This window comes from Pseudomonas sp. PSPC2-3 (assembly GCF_049898265.1).
GTDB lineage: Bacteria > Pseudomonadota > Gammaproteobacteria > Pseudomonadales > Pseudomonadaceae > Aquipseudomonas > Aquipseudomonas veronii.
The window spans coordinates 689,699-704,744 of the sequence record NZ_JAFCXJ010000002.1; the positions used below are offsets into that span (position 1 = coordinate 689,699).

The window sequence follows — 15,046 nt, forward strand, 5'->3', positions numbered from 1 at the left end:
TTACTCCCAGTTGCCCAGGTCGGCGCTGTAGCCGTCGCCACCCGGTTGGCCGTCCTGGCCGTAGAAGATCAGGTCGAAGGCGCCGTGTTCGCCCGGGAAGCGATAGCCGAATGCATGGCCGAACGGGTCTTTCAGCTCCGACAGCTTGGCATACGGCCCGGCCCAACTGCTGGCGTTGCCGGGCTTGTCCACCAATTGCTGCAGGCTGTTGGGCGGTGAGCCGACATCCAGGGCGTAGCTGTCGATTTTCATGCTCAGGCTGGCCAGTTGCGCCTTGCCCGCGCCGTACTTGCCCTTGTCCACATTGCCACCGACCTGGCGCACCACGATGGTCGCGACAATGCCCAGCAGCACGATTACCGCGAGCATTTCCAGCAGGGTGAAACCGCTTTGACGGCGTTGAGTTCTCATCGATCGGGTTCCTTGAAGGTTCATATATGGCTGGTCAGGCTCATCAGCGGCAGCATGATCGCCAGCATGATCACGGCCACCAGCAGCGCCATGACCACGGTGAGGGACGGCACCAGCGCGGCGAGCAGGCGCTCGATGCCGCGCCTGGCTTCGATGTCGAAGATGTCGGCGACCTTGAGCAGCATGCTGTCCAGCTCACCGGCCTGTTCGCCGACGTCAATCATTTGCAGGGCCAGGTCGGGCAGCAGCGGTTGCGCACCGAACGCACTGGCCAGGGTGCCGCCGCCTTTCACCGACTCGGCGGCCTCGGCCACTTGGGCCTGCAACGCGCGGTTGGTGCAGACCTGTCGGGCGATGACCAACGCAGGCAGCAAGGCCACGCCGTTGCTCAGCAAGGTGCCCAGGGTGCGTGTCAGACGCGCCGCTTCGACCCGCTGCAACAGCGGGCCGAGCACACGCAGGCCGAGCAGGCGGCGGTCGTAGCGTTCGCGGCGCCGGGGGTCGCGCAGGCGTGCCGCCAGGGTGCCCAGCGCGACGCTCGACCCGGCCAACAGCAGCAGGCCGTAGGCGCCGAGGAATTGGCCGAGGGCCAGAATCACTTCGGTGATCAGCGGAATCGGCACGTCCAGGTCCTGGAAGATCGGCACGAACTGCGGCACCACATACGCCAGCAACAACGCCAGGGAGCCGAGCACGCCGACCACCAGGAACGCCGGGTAGATCAGCGCATTGATCACCTCGCCGCGCAGCCGCTGGCTGCGTTCGAGGTAGTCGCTGAGTTGGCGCAGGGTGCTTTCCAGCGCGCCGCCGGCTTCACCGGCACGCACCATGCTCAGGTACAGCGGGGAAAAGGTGCTGCCCTCTTCTTCCAGCGCGGCGGATAACGGTTTACCCGCCTTGACGTGGTCACGGATACGCTCGATCAGTACACGCACTTGAGGCTGGCCGGGCTGCTTGAGCAGCAAGCCCAGGGAACGTTCCAGCGGCTGACCGGCGCCGAGCAACGTCGCCAACTGCTGGGTGAAACTCACCAACGCCGCGCCCGTCAACGGCCCCCGCCGCAAGGCATGGCGCAGGCCCTGGCGGCCGGCGGCGTCGATCTGCAACAGCAGCCAGCCGCGCTTGTGCAGGATCGCAATGGCGGCGCTCTGATCCTTGGCTTGCAGCGTGCCGCGCTGGGTCACGCCCTGGCTGTCGAGGGCACGGAAGGTGAACAGACTCACGCGCCCTCACCACGGGTGACGCGCAGCACTTCTTCCAGCGAGGTGACGCCCGCCACCGCCTGGCGCAGGCCTTCTTCATGCAAGGTGCGCAGGCCCGCACGTCGGGCGGCCTGCTCCAGCGTCGCGGCATCGGCGTGGCGCATCAGCAGGCCGCGCAGTTCGTCGTTCATCACCAGCAATTCGGTGATCGCGCTGCGGCCGTGGTAGCCGCCTTCGGCGCCGGGGCGGTAGAGCAGGATCGGGCGCTCATCGGTGAAACGCTGCAGGCCATGTTCCTCGATCAACTCCGGCGGCGCTTCGAAGGCGACGCGGGTCGCCGGGTCCAGGCGCCGCACCAGGCGCTGCGCGAGGATGCCGCTGACGGTCGAGGCGATCAGGTAACTTTCCACGCCCATGTCCAGCAGGCGCGTGATGCTCGCGGCGGCGCTGTTGGTGTGCAGGGTGGAGAGCACGAGATGGCCGGTGAGCGACGACTGGATCGCGATGCGGCAGGTTTCCAGGTCGCGGATCTCGCCGATCATGATCACGTCCGGGTCCTGGCGCACGATGGAGCGCAGCGCGCCAGCGAAGTCCAGGCCGATGGCCGGCTTGACCTGGATCTGGTTGATGCCTTCGAGCTGGTATTCCACCGGGTCTTCGACGGTGATGATCTTGCGCTCGGCGCTGTTGAGCCGCGCCAGTGCGGTGTAGAGCGTGGTGGTCTTGCCGGAGCCGGTGGGCCCGGTGACCAGCAGGATGCCGTGGGGCCGTTCGAGCACGTCGAGGAAGGCGGCCAGGCGCTCGCCGTCGAAGCCCAGGCTGGGGAAGTCGAACTGCACGGTTTGCCGGTCGAGCAGGCGCATGACCACCGACTCGCCGAAGCTGGTCGGCACCGTGGACACCCGCAAGTCCAGCGCCTTGCCCTGGATGCGCAGCATGATCCGCCCGTCCTGGGGCAAGCGCCGCTCGGCGATGTCCAGGCGCGCCATAATCTTCACCCGCGAGATCACCGCCGCCGACGAACTGGCGGGCGGCGCTTCGGCGTCGTGCAGCACGCCGTCGATGCGGTAGCGCACCTTGAGTTGGTTTTCGAAGGGTTCGATATGGATGTCCGACGCACGCTGCTCCACCGCCCGCTGCAGGATCAGGTTGACCAGGCGGATCACCGGCGCTTCGGAAGCCATGTCCTTGAGGTGTTCGATATCTTCCAGCGCGCCGCCCTGCTCATCGAGGTTCTCGATCAGGGTGCCCATGGCGGAACGGCCCTGGCCGTAATAGCGCTCGATCAGCGTCTCGACTTCAGTGCGCGGGCCGATGGCCAGCCACACCGGCACATCACAGGCGTAGGCCAGGGCCTGGAAGGGATAATGCTGCGTCGGGTTGGCCGCAAGCACGCGCAGCCCGCCGTGGGCCCAGCCCATGGGCACCACTTGGTAATGGCGCATGAAGCGCTCGGTGAGCGCGGGCAACGGGTCGAGCAACGGCGGCGCGGCATCGGCGAGTAACAGCGGCGCGCCGAGCAACTCGGCCCAGGCGCGCGCCAGTTCGACTTCGGACACCAGCCCCAGGCGCGTGAGCAGGCCGAGCAGGTCGCTGCCGTCCAGGGACAAGCGTCGGGCGCGCTCCAGGTCGACGGTTTTCAGCCCGGCGTGCTGCATCAGCCACACGCACACGCGGTCGGTGTGCGGTATCTGCGTATGGCAGGCATCGATGGGCATTGACGACATAGTGGGGTGTCTAGTTGCGAGAAAGTATGGCTATTTGGAACTACTGGATATAAAAATAAAATGCCATTAGTTCGCCACGCCGCAGTCGGAGTTAACTGGGTTAATCGACTGGAAGTTCCAGCGCTAGTTCCTGAAGCGGGGAAACAAACTGAAAAGAATAGCCTGCAACCGCCTTGAAACAGCCGCGAAAGCCTTGATTTAAAGCCTCCAAGCCGACACCCAAGGATTCAGCTAATTGCAATTAGCCACTTCGCTAATCAGAGCCAGGCGCCGAAGTTTTTCCTCGACGCGCATCAAGCTCAAACTTTCAAACAACCTTGTTATTGATCTTCATTGCCGCTGAGCGCTGGGTTTGCCGCGTGGTAGCAAACACAGACGATCTGCCCGTCAGAAGTCGACCGTCGCCGACAACAGGTAGGTCCGCGGTGTCGACAAAGTCAGCCCCGGTTCGCTGTCGTCCGACGCACCCGCCGAGCTCCAGTAGCGTTTATCGGCGACGTTTTCCACATTCGCGCGCAGGGTGATGTGTTTGTCATCGACCTTGAACGCATACCGCGCGCCCACGTCGATGCGGTTCCAGGCGTCGATTTCCTTGACGTTGGCCTGGTCCAGGTATTGCGAGCTGGAGTAGATCCCGCGCGTGGTCAGGGTCAGGCCTTCGAGGCGCGGCACGTCCCATTCCGCGCCGAGGTTGACGTTGTACTTGGGCGTGGCCGGGGCGCGGTTGCCGTCGAACGTGCCGTTGGTGGTGTGGGTCAATTCGCTGTCGATGTACATCACGCCGCCCAGCAGGCGCAGGCCCTTGAGCGGTTCGCCGAACAGGCTGAGTTCCACGCCGTCGTTCTGGCGCTTGCCGTTGGGGCCGAACACCCGCGAGGTCGCGTTGGTTTCATAGGCCGGTTGCTTGATGCGGAACACCGCGGCGGTCACGGCGAACGCACCGGCGTCGTATTTGGCGCCGACTTCCACCTGGCGGCTGATGAACGGCGGGAAGATTTCATCTTCGTTGACCGAGGTGGAAGGCGCGACCTTGCCCTGGCTCAGGCCTTCCAGGTAGTTGGCGTACAGCGACAGCGCGTCGGTGGCCTTGAACAGGATGCCGCCGGACGGCGAGATTTTTTCTTCGTCGTAGGCGGTGTCGCCTTTGACGTTGTTGGTCCAGTCATCCACCTTCACCCGCTGCCAGCGTGCGCCGAGGGTCAGCAGCAGACGATCGTCGAAAAAGCCCAGGGTGTCGGACAACGCCACGCCGCTGAATTTATTCTCGGTGTATACCTGCGCATCCTGGCGGATGGCGGTGGACGGCGTCGGTGTTTGCACCGGGTTGTAAAGATTGCTCGGCGCCGCCGCATAGCGTGCGCCGCCGTTGGTGAAGTCCATGTAGAAGTAGCTGGCCGCCAGGTTGACCTCGTGGCTCACCGGCCCGGTATGGAACCCGCTGCGCACGCCTGCCGTGGCGGTACGCACATTTTCATCGCGGCTGAAGTCGCGCGGCTGCACGCTGAAATCCCCTGCACTGTTGCTGACGGAAACGGCGTGACGCAGGAAGTCGTGGTTGCTTTTGCGCGCGCCGACACCGCCGTAGAGCATCAGGTTATCGCTGAGGTCGAACTCGGCATTGAGCGTGCCGAACGTGTCGTTGGTGCTGGCCTTGCTCCACGACTGCGCGTAGTTGCGGCGTACATCGTTGGCGCTTGGCACCGGGGCCGCGGCGGCCACCTGCACGCGCTCCTGCGGGGCGTTGGTGTCGCGCTCGGTGTGGCCGATATCGCTGGAAAGGCGCAGGCGCTCACCGCGAAAGTCCAGGCCCAGCACGGCCATTTCACGGTCGACACGCTGATGGTCCCACTCGGTGTCGCCGGCCTGTTTCACGCCGTTGAAGCGCAGGCCGAACTTGTTGTCCTCGCCGAAGCGCCGGCCCACGTCCACCGCGCCGCCAGCCTGGCTGTCGGAGGCCCAGGTGCCGGTGAACGAGTTGATGTCCTTGTCGGTGGCGCGCTTGGGCACCACGTTGATCCCGCCGCCCACACTGCCGCGCGGCGAGATGCCGTTGATCAATTGGCTGGGGCCTTTGACGATGTCGACGCGGTCGGCCATTTCCATGTCGATGGTGTAGGTCGGCAACACGCCGTACAGGCCGTTGTAGGCCACATCACTGTTGAACAGGCTGAACCCGCGAATGGTGAACTGTTCATAGCGCCCACCGGCCGGGTTGGTGGCGCGCACCGACGGGTCGCTGGCGATCAGGTCGCCGAGGGTCCGCGCCTGCTGGTTCTTCACCGCCTCCTGGGTGTAGGTGGTCATGCTGAAGGGCGTGTCCATGAAGTCCCGCGAGCCCAGCAGGCCCTGCGAACCGCGTCGCGCCACTTGCCCACCGGCGTAGATATCGCCGTCGGCTTCGCTGCGGGTCCCGAGGATGGCGGTCGGAGACAGTTGCAGGCTGCTGCCCTGCGGCACCGGCACCAGCATGTAGGCCTGCTCCCCCATCGGCTGCAGTTGCAGGCCGGAACCTTGCAGCAGGCGGGCAAAACCTTCTTCCACCGCGTACTCGCCGGATAAACCACTGCTACCGCGGCCACTGACCAGCGCCGGGTCCACCGCCAGGTTGACCCCCGACAACCCGGCGAAACGGGTCAACGCGGCACCCAGGCTACCGGCCGGCACTTGGTAGCTGCGGCGGGTGGCGGTGTCTTCGGCATAGCTGATCGGGGTAAACAGTGGGCTGGCGCTGAGGCTCAGCATCAGGCTCAGTTTGAGCAAGGGGCGGACGGCGGGCATGGGCGGAAGCTCTCGATTTTGTTCACTTACCTGGAATGACAGGCGAGGTGAAAAAAAGGGACAGGCTTCCGCGCTTTTTCTAGCAAATAACCACTAAGGCTCAATCAACCGACAGGTTGACTCGACGATCCCGGCGCCGCGCAGTACCGCCACGGTGGCGTCGGGATCGTCCGTTTTCAGTGCAGGAACTTCAACCAGCCAGCCAGCGCCAGCGCGGCAAAGCAGGTCCAGCCCGAGAACAGCCAGCGCCACACGCGCGCACGCGGCACGAACCCCACGCCCCGCACAAAGGCCACACTCATCGCCGCGAACAAGGCCATTGCCAGCCCATGATCAGCTTTGCCGTCCGGGGTGGCCATCAGGGGCGGATAGAGCGTACACACCAGCATGATCGCGATCGCGATAAGCAAGCTCAGCGGGTGAATGCGTGAGGGCGCCGGAGCCTCGGCGACACGCGGCATCATGGCCGCGGCTCCTCACGGTCGCTCAGGGCGCGCCCCGCTTCGTTCTCGCCCCACATCGCATTCAATATGGCCAGCAACAAGGCGAAACCGACTCCCAGCATCCAAGCGAAATACCACATAGTCTTTGCTCCTCTGATGGCGTTAGTAGGCCGAATGTTCGTTGGCTTTGATCTGTGCCACGGTGACCTTGCCGCGCATGACGCGATAGGCCCACGAGGTGTAGATCACGATCAGCGGCATGAAGATCAACGTGGCCCAGAACATGATGGACAGGCTCAGATGACTGGACACGCTGTCCCACACAGTCAGGCTGGCCGCAGGCACGGTCGACGACGGCATGACGAAGGGGAACATGGACACGCCGGCCGTGCTGATCACCCCGATCACCGCGAGCGACGAGGCGACAAACGCTGCCAGTGTGCGGCGCATCATCATCAACAACGCAGCACCAGCGGCGCCCGCCAGGCCCAGCGCAGGCAGCAGCCACAGCAGAGGGTAATGGCCATAGTTGGCCATCCAGGCGCCCGCTTCGCGTACCACGGTTTTGTTGAGAATGTCCGGCAGCCCGGCGGTATCCACCACCGAGGTGATGCGATAGCCGTCGATCGATTGCAACCACACACCGGCAATGACGAATGTACACAGCAGCACCAGCGCCGCGCCCACCCCGCCCTTGATGGCACGGGCCTGGATCACGCCTTCAGTGCGGTGCGCCAGATAGGTACCGCCTTGCAGGGTGATCATTGCACTGCTCACCACACCGGTCAGCAGCGCAAAGGGGTTCAGCAGTTGCCAGAAACTCCCGGTGTAAGTCGATACCAGCATGTTGTTGAAGTGGAACGGTACGCCTTGCAACAGGTTGCCGAACGCGATGCCGAACACCAGCGGCGGCACGGCCCCACCGACAAACAGCCCCCAGTCCCAGGTGCTGCGCCATTTGGCGTTGTGAATCTTGCTGCGATAGTCAAACCCCACCGGGCGGAAGAACAGCGCCCACAGGACCAGAATCATCGCCCAATAAAACCCGCTGAACGCGGTGGCATACACCACCGGCCACGCGGCGAACAGCGCGCCGCCCGCGGTGATGAACCATACTTGGTTGCCGTCCCAGTGCGGCCCTACGGTGTTGATCGCGACGCGGCGTTCCACGTCCGAGCGGCCCACGAAGGGCAGCAAGGTGCCGACGCCCATGTCGTGGCCGTCCATGATGGCGAAGCCGATCAGCAGTATGCCGACCAGTGCCCACCAGATAATTTTCAGAGTGAAGTAATCAAGCATGGTGGAGTTCCTTCATGTTGGCATCGTGGGCATAACGGCCGGTTCCGAGGCTGCCCGGCCCTTGGCGGGCGAACTTGACCATCAGGAACATTTCAACCACCAGCAGCACGGTGTAGAAAGCGACGAAGCCTGCCAGCGAGCCATAGAGGTTATTGACGCTAAGGGTGGAGACACTCATGTGAGTGGGCAGCACGCCGTAGATGGTCCAGGGTTGACGGCCGTATTCAGCGACGAACCAGCCCAGCTCGCAGGCCAGCCAAGGCGCCGGCAGCATGCAGAGCGCCCAACGCAACAGCCAGCGGCGGCGTGTGCAGACCGACTTCAAGGTGCTCCAGAAGGCCAGCCCGAACAGCAACAGCATGGCGAAACCCAGCGCGACCATGACCCGGAACGCCCAGAACATCGGGGTCACGTGCGGTACGGTGTCGTTCATCGCCTTGTCGATGATCTCCGGCGTGGCCTGGTTGACGTCTTCAACGTACTTTTTCAGCAGCAGGCCAAAGCCGAGGTCCGCTTTGTACTCTTCGAAGGTATCGAACGCCGCCTTATCGGTGCGATCGGCCCGCAGGGCTTCAAGCGCATTGACGGCGGTAATACCACGCAGGATGCGCGCGCGGTTTTTCGCTTTGATGTCATGAATGCCTGGGATCTGCTTGCTGACCGAGCGCGTGCCGATCAAGCCCATCACCCACGGCACATCGACTTCCCAATTATTCTTGGACTCGGCTTCGTTGATGCTGGCCAGCAAGGTCAGGCCGGCCGGCGCGGGTTTGGTTTCCCACATGGCTTCCATGGCCGCCAGCTTGGTTTGCTGCGCCTCACCCACGGTGTAACCCGACTCATCCCCCAGCACGATGACGCTCAGCACCGAGGCCAGGCCGAACGCCGCCGCCACCCGGAAACTGCGCTTGGCGAACTCGACATCGCGATTTCTGAGCAGGTACCAGCTGGAAATCGACAACACAAACATCGAACCGGTGACATAACCGGCAGACACCGTGTGTACAAACTTGGCCTGAGCCACCGGGTTGAATACCACGGCCCAGAAATCAACCATCTCCATACGCATGGTGATGTAGCTGAATTCCGAGCCGACCGGGTTCTGCATCCAGCCATTGGCGATCAGAATCCACAGCGCCGACAGGTTGGTACCGATGGCCATCAGCAACGTGACCAGCAAGTGGTGCTCTTTCTTCAGGCGATCCCAGCCAAAAAAGAACAGACCGATCATGGTCGATTCGAGAAAGAACGCCATCAAGCCCTCGATGGCCAGCGGGGCACCGAAGATGTCGCCCACGTAGTGCGAGTAGTACGCCCAGTTGGTGCCGAACTGAAATTCCAGGGTGATGCCGGTTGTCACCCCCAGGGCGAAGTTGATACCGAATAACTTGCCCCAAAAGCGCGTCATGTCCTTCCAGATGACGTTCCCGGTCATCACATAGACGCTTTCCATGATGACCAGTAGCCACACCATGCCAACCGTCAGCGGTACGAATAGAAAGTGGTAAAGCGCAGTGGCTGCGAACTGCAGCCGTGACAAATCCACCAGTTGTTCTGAGATCACTTGCTTGCCCCTTGAGTCGAGGTGGGTACACCGAAACGGTTGCCGACGATGTTCGGGTCGACACTGACGTGCGAATCCCGGATGAACAGCCACCACAGCACGCTCAGCAGCACGAGCTTGATCAGCACCGCGGTGAGTAGATGGCGTAGTAGGCGTTTGTCGGAAATAGTCATGTCTATGCACTAAGCACAGGGCATGCCAAAGCCAGATCTTCTATTTTTATCGTTATAAAACAATTGGTTATGAGTTTTTTAGCGGTAGCCCTGGCGCACCGCTGCTGGTCAATGCGCTGCCAGTCTGGCAGCTTGGCAGTCACTGGCAGTCGTAGAGGGTTAGGCCAGGCCTTGTTCCTTCAGGCGCCGGTACAAGGTCCGGTCGCTGATCCCCAGGTGCTTGGCCAGTTCGCTGCGGGTGCCTTTGAATGTGGCCAGGGCCTGCGCCAGCGTGCTGCCGTCGAACGGCGTCGAAGCCGCAGGCGCAGCCTGAGGTGGCGGCGCCACGGAGGCTTGGGGTAAATGGATGGCGCGGATGACCCCATCGTCAGCGAACAAGCTTGCTCTTTCCAGGACGTTGCGTAACTCACGCACATTGCCTGGCCATGAGTACTGCTGCAGGGCTGCCAGGGCTTCGGCATCGATGGTCAGTCGACGTTTGCCGGCACCACGCCGTTGCAGGAATGAATTCACCAGCAAGGCGATGTCTTCTACCCGGTTGCGCAAGGGCGGCAAATGAATGGGGAAGGCGCTGATGCGGTAGTACAGGTCCTGCCTGAACTCGCCTTTTTCCATCATTTTTTCCAGCGGCTTGTGGGTGGCGGCAATCAACCTGAAATTGGCGTGGAAGGTCTCGACACTGCCGACCCGGCGATAGGTGCCCGATTCGATCAGGCGCAACAGTTTGACCTGCATGGCCAACGGCACATCGCCGATCTCATCCAGGAACAATGTGCCGCCCTGGGCGGTTTCGACCAAGCCGGGCTTGCGGGTGATGGCGCCGGTGAAGGCGCCTTTTTCATGGCCGAACAGCTCGCTCTCAAAGAGTGTTTCGGTCAAGCCCGAGCAATCCACCACGACAAACGGCCCGCTGGCCCGTTCGCTGGTTTCATGGACGGCGCGCGCGAACAGCTCCTTGCCGGTACCCGACTCGCCCAGGAGCAGCACCGGCAGCATGGACGGCGCCACCCGCTGCAGTTCCGACAGGGCAAGGTTGAAGGCCGGTGAACAACCGACCAGCCCTTCGTTGCTCGGCCGCGCCGAGGCGCTGCGCACCAGCGTCAGGCGCTCAACATAAGCGGTGATCACCCCATGTTCGTCGAGGATCGGCCGTAATTCGACGTCGACATGCTCAGGCCCCCGAGGCGTGTGGTGGATGTGCAAGACACGATCCGGCCCGCGCTTTTCCTGGGCCTTCTTCATCGGGCAATTCTCACCCGCCTGGTCACAAGGGACGTCGTAATGGTGTGAGATCTGATAACACTTATGGCCGATAAAGGGTTTGTCAGCGCTGCCGAACTGGCGCTGATAGGCCGTGTTGGCTGCCAGGATGTTGTAGTCCGGATCGAGCACGATCATCGGATTGGGTTCGTGTTCCAGAAACGAAACAAGCGACTGCACTTGATCCGGGTGTGGAACGGCGTTGGCTGGGGTAGGCAGAAAAGTCTTCATCATGGCTCCTGGAATCCATTTTTCCATCCTGTTGTGGCACTGCCACCTCTGTCAAGGCACTGCCAATGGCAGAAGAATCCCCCAGATACAGGCCTGAATACCCCTATACAGAAACACAAAGCCCAATAAAATCAATTGGATATTAGGCTATTTCGGCAAAACCATGGCCTGGCAAACTTATTGCTATGTCAGTCCTTAGTCTAAGCGGCTCGAAAAAAAAGCCCCCCCCTAAGGAGACAGTTCATGCGCGTCAAACTTCACGTCGAAGGCTTCTTCGACTCTGCCACCAACACCGTCAGCTATCTGGTACTGGACGAGACCACCCTCCACTGCGCGATCATCGACAGCGTATTGGATTACGACCCTAAATCCGGCCACACCGCCACCACGTCCGCCGACCGCCTGATCGCGCGGGTGAGCGAGCTGAATGCGCAGGTCGAGTGGATTCTCGAGACCCACGTCCACGCCGACCACCTGACCGCCGCGCCCTACCTGAAAGAAAAGCTCGGCGGGAAGATCGGCATCGGCAGCCAGATTTCGACGGTACAAAAGGTCTTCGGCACGCTGTTCAATGCCGGTAGCGATATGCCCCGCGACGGCAGTCAGTTCGATCACCTGTTCGTCAACGACGAGTCGTTCAGCATTGGCACGCTGCACTGCACCGCACTGCATACACCCGGCCATACGCCGGCCTGCATGACTTATGTCGTCAGCGATGGCAGCGAAACGGCGGCCTTCGTCGGCGACACGCTGTTCATGCCCGACTACGGCACCGCCCGCTGTGACTTCCCCGGCGGCAATGCGCGCACGCTGTTCCAGTCAATCAACAAAGTGTTGAGCCTGCCGGCGGATACATTGCTGTATATGTGCCACGACTACCAGCCGGGCGGCCGCGAGGTGCAATTCGTCAGCACCGTTGCCGAACAGCGCGAGCAGAACGTGCATGTGCGTAATGGCATCAGTGAGGAGGAGTTCGTGGCGATGCGTACCAAGCGGGATGCCTCGATGGACATGCCGACCCTGATCCTGCCCTCGGTCCAGGTCAACATGCGAGCCGGGCATTTGCCCGAGCCTGAATCGAACGGGATTCGCTACCTGAAAATCCCACTCAACGTCGCCTGACATTCCCCCCACCCTAAAAAAAATCATAAGAAAAATACCCATAACGGAGACACTTATGGATATCCGCCGCCTTGCGCCTGCTTTATCAGTATCAGAACAGATTTTCCCCAGCCAATTGGCCGAACTGAAAGCCGCCGGCTTTCGTGCCGTCATCTGCAACCGCCCCGATGGCGAAGGCAGTGACCAACCGTTGTTTGCCGAAATCAAACGCGCCGCCGACGCGGTCGGCATCGAAGCGCACTACCTTCCCGCCGAGTCGGGCAAAGTCACCGACGAGCAGGGGATTGCCTTCGGCGAGTTGCTGGAAACGCTGCCCAAACCGGTGTTGGCTTATTGCCGGTCCGGGATGCGCTCGACAACGATGTGGGCGCTGTCGCAAGCAGGTCAGCACGACCTGCCGCACATCGTCGAAAGCGCCAAAAAAGCCGGCTTCGATATGAAAGGCGTGATCCGGCGGATCGCGAACCAGGGCCGCACGCCGGTCGAAGTGGCCGAAGCACAACATACCGTGGTCATCATCGGTGCCGGCGCGGCGGGTATCGCCACCGCCTCCAGCCTGCTGGCCCGCGCGCCGGGGCTCGACATTGCGATCGTCGACCCGGCCGATGTGCATTACTACCAACCCGGCTGGACGCTGGTCGGTGGCGGTGTGTTCGATGCGCGCCAAACGGCGCACACCATGGGCACCACCCTGCCCCGCGGCGTGCATTGGATCAAGGCGGCGGTGGCGGCTTTCGAACCCGAGCGAAATGCGGTGATTCTGGATGGCTGCCGGGTCGTCAAATACGAGCAACTGATTGTGTGCCCCGGCCTGAAGCTCGATTGGCATGCCATCGAGGGGTTGTCGGAGACCCTCGGCCGCAACGGCGTGACCTCCAATTACCTGTATCACCTGGCACCTTATACCTGGGAAAAGGTCCAGCAACTGCGGGGTGGCCGGGCGATTTTCACGCAGCCGCCGATGCCGATCAAATGCGCCGGGGCGCCGCAAAAAGCCATGTACTTATCGGCCGACCACTGGAAACGCAGCGGTGTGCTAGATGCCGTCGAGATCGAGTTCTACAGCGCCGGCGCGGTGCTGTTCGGGGTTCCCGACTATGTGCCCGCGCTGATGGAATACGTCACCGCTTACGGCATCGACCTGAATTTCGGCAACACCCTCACCCGCGTCGATGGCCCGGCGCGGACGGCCACGTTCAGCGGCGTGAACCCGGATGGCAGCCCTCGTGTGCTGACCCGTGAGTTTGATTTGCTGCATGTGGTGCCACCGCAGGTCGCGCCGGACTTCATTCGGGTCAGCCCGTTGGCTGACGCGGCCGGCTGGATCGATGTCGACCCCGCCACGCTGCGTCACAAAACCTTTGCCAATATCCATGCGCTGGGCGACGCGGCCAACACGAGCAACGCCAAGACCGCGGCCGCTGCGCGCAAGCAGGCGCCGGTGGTGGCGCATAACGTGCTGGCGGCCATGGGCAAGGCCAACGGTTGCGCGCAGTACGACGGTTACGGCTCCTGCCCGCTGACGGTGGAGCGCGGCAAGATCGTCCTGGCGGAGTTCACCTATGGCGGCAAGGTCGCCCCCAGCTTCCCGTCATGGCTGATCGACGGCACCCGCCCTTCCCGGCTGGCGTGGCTGCTCAAAGAGCGGATTCTTCCGCCGCTGTATTGGAAGGGTATGCTCAAGGGCCGCGAATGGCTGGCGAAACCCGAGTTGACCGACCAATGAAATCAGCGCTGAACGCAAGGAGACTGAGATGATCATCGTCTTACTGCTCGGGCTGACAGTCGGCGTGATTCTGGCCCTGACCGGCGCCGGCGGCGGCATACTCGCGGTGCCGTTGCTGGTGTTTGGGGCGGGCTTGAGCATGGCCGAGGCCGGGCCCATCGGGTTGTTGGCGGTGGGCCTGGCCGCGACGCTGGGCGCGGTGATGGGCCTGAAAAACGGCACCGTCCGCTACAAGGCGGCGCTGTTGATCGCCACCGCCGGGATCATCTGCTCGCCGCTGGGCCTGTGGTTGGCGCAGCGCACGCCGAATCGTCCGTTGACGATCCTGTTTGCCTGCGTGCTGATGTACGTGGCGTTCCGGGTATTCAAACGGTCGTTGCCGCCGTCCCCGGCGTCGAAGGCCGCCGTCGCGACCAAACCGCCGCCCTGCGTATTGGACGCCCAACGCGGCAAGCTGAACTGGACGGCGCCGTGCGCCTGGGCGCTCACGGTGTCGGGCGTGATCGCGGGCGGGCTTTCGGGCTTGCTCGGCGTGGGTGGCGGCTTTGTGATGGTGCCGGCGCTGCAGCGCTACACCAATTTGACCGCGCAGTCGGTGCTGGCGACGTCGCTGGCGGTGATTGCGCTGGTGTCGATGGCCGGCGTGGCCGCCAGCTCGGCGGCCGGGCATTTGCAGTGGGCCGTGGCCCTGCCGTTCTCCGTGGGCGCCTTGTTTGGAATGGCCGGCGGGCGCCTGATCGCGGCGCGGCTGGCAGGCCCGCACTTGCAACGCGGATTTGCCGCCGTGTCGATGCTGGTGGCGGTGGCCCTGCTGGTCAAAGCGCTTGGATCATGAGCGCGGATTCCCGACTTTCCAGGCGTGCGTGAAACACGCCTGTCAGGGTTCAACGTCACGCTTCGGTCGTGCCTGGCAGGCGTGGGCATTGGCGCGCCATCGTGGCAGCCGTTGATCACCCGGGCCGCCAAGATACAAGTACCCGCGCGATACGTTATTAGATAAAGGCTAAATAAATATCCAACTTATCGGCTGAATCGAATCACTGGCTTAATCCGAGAAAATACTATAAGTGCGCGCGCAACATTATAAATCGCATGAATATGCACCCCAAA

13 protein-coding genes are annotated in these 15,046 nt (G+C 62.6%); 3 read left to right on the forward strand and 10 right to left on the reverse strand.

Going from position 1 to position 15,046, the window contains the following annotated elements; genetic code table 11:
* From gspG to ACP7E3_RS07110, 10 genes are all read right to left on the reverse strand, one after another.
* Positions 1-411 (reverse strand): type II secretion system major pseudopilin GspG, encoded by a 411-nt coding sequence (gene gspG / locus ACP7E3_RS07065; protein WP_156422917.1) that lies wholly within the window; start codon positions 409-411, stop codon positions 1-3.
* Positions 412-431: 20 nt separating this feature from the next.
* Positions 432-1,634: a type II secretion system inner membrane protein GspF gene (gspF, locus tag ACP7E3_RS07070; RefSeq protein ID WP_108526249.1), complete on the reverse strand. Its 1,203-nt coding sequence runs from the start codon at positions 1,632-1,634 to the stop codon at positions 432-434.
* Positions 1,631-3,340: a type II secretion system ATPase GspE gene (gene gspE, locus ACP7E3_RS07075; RefSeq protein WP_169864966.1), complete on the reverse strand. Its 1,710-nt coding sequence runs from the start codon at positions 3,338-3,340 to the stop codon at positions 1,631-1,633. Before gspE ends, gspF begins: the two co-directional genes overlap by 4 nt.
* 387 nt (positions 3,341-3,727) lie before the next feature.
* Positions 3,728-6,118 carry a TonB-dependent receptor gene (locus ACP7E3_RS07080; RefSeq protein WP_108526251.1) on the reverse strand — a complete coding sequence of 797 codons (2,391 nt, stop codon included), beginning with the start codon at positions 6,116-6,118 and terminating at the stop codon, positions 3,728-3,730.
* A 176-nt stretch (positions 6,119-6,294) separates the two neighbouring features.
* Positions 6,295-6,582 (reverse strand): cyd operon YbgE family protein, encoded by a 288-nt coding sequence (locus ACP7E3_RS07085; protein ID WP_017847574.1) that lies wholly within the window; start codon positions 6,580-6,582, stop codon positions 6,295-6,297.
* A complete protein-coding gene (gene cydX, locus ACP7E3_RS07090) occupies positions 6,579-6,701 on the reverse strand; it encodes a cytochrome bd-I oxidase subunit CydX (RefSeq protein WP_017847575.1) in 123 nt (40 codons plus the stop codon). Before cydX ends, ACP7E3_RS07085 begins: the two co-directional genes overlap by 4 nt.
* A gap of 22 nt (positions 6,702-6,723) precedes the next feature.
* Complete coding sequence (gene cydB, locus ACP7E3_RS07095) at positions 6,724-7,860, reverse strand: cytochrome d ubiquinol oxidase subunit II (RefSeq protein WP_057005702.1); 1,137 nt, start codon at positions 7,858-7,860, stop codon at positions 6,724-6,726.
* Positions 7,853-9,424 carry a cytochrome ubiquinol oxidase subunit I gene (locus ACP7E3_RS07100; protein ID WP_426122685.1) on the reverse strand — a complete coding sequence of 524 codons (1,572 nt, stop codon included), beginning with the start codon at positions 9,422-9,424 and terminating at the stop codon, positions 7,853-7,855. The genes cydB and ACP7E3_RS07100 overlap by 8 nt, the downstream gene beginning before the upstream one ends.
* The gene (cydP, locus tag ACP7E3_RS07105; RefSeq protein ID WP_017847578.1) at positions 9,421-9,597 is read right to left on the reverse strand and encodes a cytochrome oxidase putative small subunit CydP; all 177 of its coding nucleotides are present in this window, start codon (positions 9,595-9,597) and stop codon (positions 9,421-9,423) included. The genes ACP7E3_RS07100 and cydP overlap by 4 nt, the downstream gene beginning before the upstream one ends.
* Before the next feature lie 159 nt (positions 9,598-9,756).
* Complete coding sequence (locus tag ACP7E3_RS07110; RefSeq protein ID WP_057005704.1) at positions 9,757-11,088, reverse strand: sigma-54 interaction domain-containing protein; 1,332 nt, start codon at positions 11,086-11,088, stop codon at positions 9,757-9,759.
* 243 nt (positions 11,089-11,331) lie between these two features.
* On the opposite strand from ACP7E3_RS07110, the gene ACP7E3_RS07115 reads away from it, so the two are divergent.
* Genes ACP7E3_RS07115 through ACP7E3_RS07125 form a run of 3 tightly spaced genes read left to right on the forward strand, consistent with a single transcriptional unit; the run spans position 11,332 to position 14,771 of the window.
* A complete protein-coding gene (locus tag ACP7E3_RS07115; RefSeq protein WP_017847580.1) occupies positions 11,332-12,210 on the forward strand; it encodes an MBL fold metallo-hydrolase in 879 nt (292 codons plus the stop codon).
* A gap of 55 nt (positions 12,211-12,265) precedes the next feature.
* Entirely contained in the window at positions 12,266-13,936 is a 1,671-nt protein-coding gene (locus tag ACP7E3_RS07120; RefSeq protein WP_017847581.1) for a bifunctional protein tyrosine phosphatase family protein/NAD(P)/FAD-dependent oxidoreductase, read from the forward strand.
* Positions 13,937-13,964: 28 nt separating this feature from the next.
* Positions 13,965-14,771, forward strand: a complete 807-nt coding sequence (locus ACP7E3_RS07125) for a sulfite exporter TauE/SafE family protein (protein ID WP_017847582.1) — start codon at positions 13,965-13,967, stop codon at positions 14,769-14,771.
* The last annotated feature ends 275 nt before the right edge of the window (positions 14,772-15,046 follow it).

Coding starts and splice junctions, on each gene's coding strand:
- gspG (WP_156422917.1), bottom strand. CDS start 411: ATGAGAACTCAACGCCGTCAAAGCGGTTTCACCCTGCTGGAAATGCTC.
- gspE (WP_169864966.1), bottom strand. CDS start 3,340: ATGTCGTCAATGCCCATCGATGCCTGCCATACGCAGATACCGCACACC.
- ACP7E3_RS07080 (WP_108526251.1), bottom strand. CDS start 6,118: ATGCCCGCCGTCCGCCCCTTGCTCAAACTGAGCCTGATGCTGAGCCTC.
- ACP7E3_RS07085 (WP_017847574.1), bottom strand. CDS start 6,582: ATGATGCCGCGTGTCGCCGAGGCTCCGGCGCCCTCACGCATTCACCCG.
- cydX (WP_017847575.1), bottom strand. CDS start 6,701: ATGTGGTATTTCGCTTGGATGCTGGGAGTCGGTTTCGCCTTGTTGCTG.
- cydB (WP_057005702.1), bottom strand. CDS start 7,860: ATGCTTGATTACTTCACTCTGAAAATTATCTGGTGGGCACTGGTCGGC.
- cydP (WP_017847578.1), bottom strand. CDS start 9,597: ATGACTATTTCCGACAAACGCCTACTACGCCATCTACTCACCGCGGTG.
- ACP7E3_RS07110 (WP_057005704.1), bottom strand. CDS start 11,088: ATGAAGACTTTTCTGCCTACCCCAGCCAACGCCGTTCCACACCCGGAT.
- ACP7E3_RS07115 (WP_017847580.1), top strand. CDS start 11,332: ATGCGCGTCAAACTTCACGTCGAAGGCTTCTTCGACTCTGCCACCAAC.
- ACP7E3_RS07120 (WP_017847581.1), top strand. CDS start 12,266: ATGGATATCCGCCGCCTTGCGCCTGCTTTATCAGTATCAGAACAGATT.
- ACP7E3_RS07125 (WP_017847582.1), top strand. CDS start 13,965: ATGATCATCGTCTTACTGCTCGGGCTGACAGTCGGCGTGATTCTGGCC.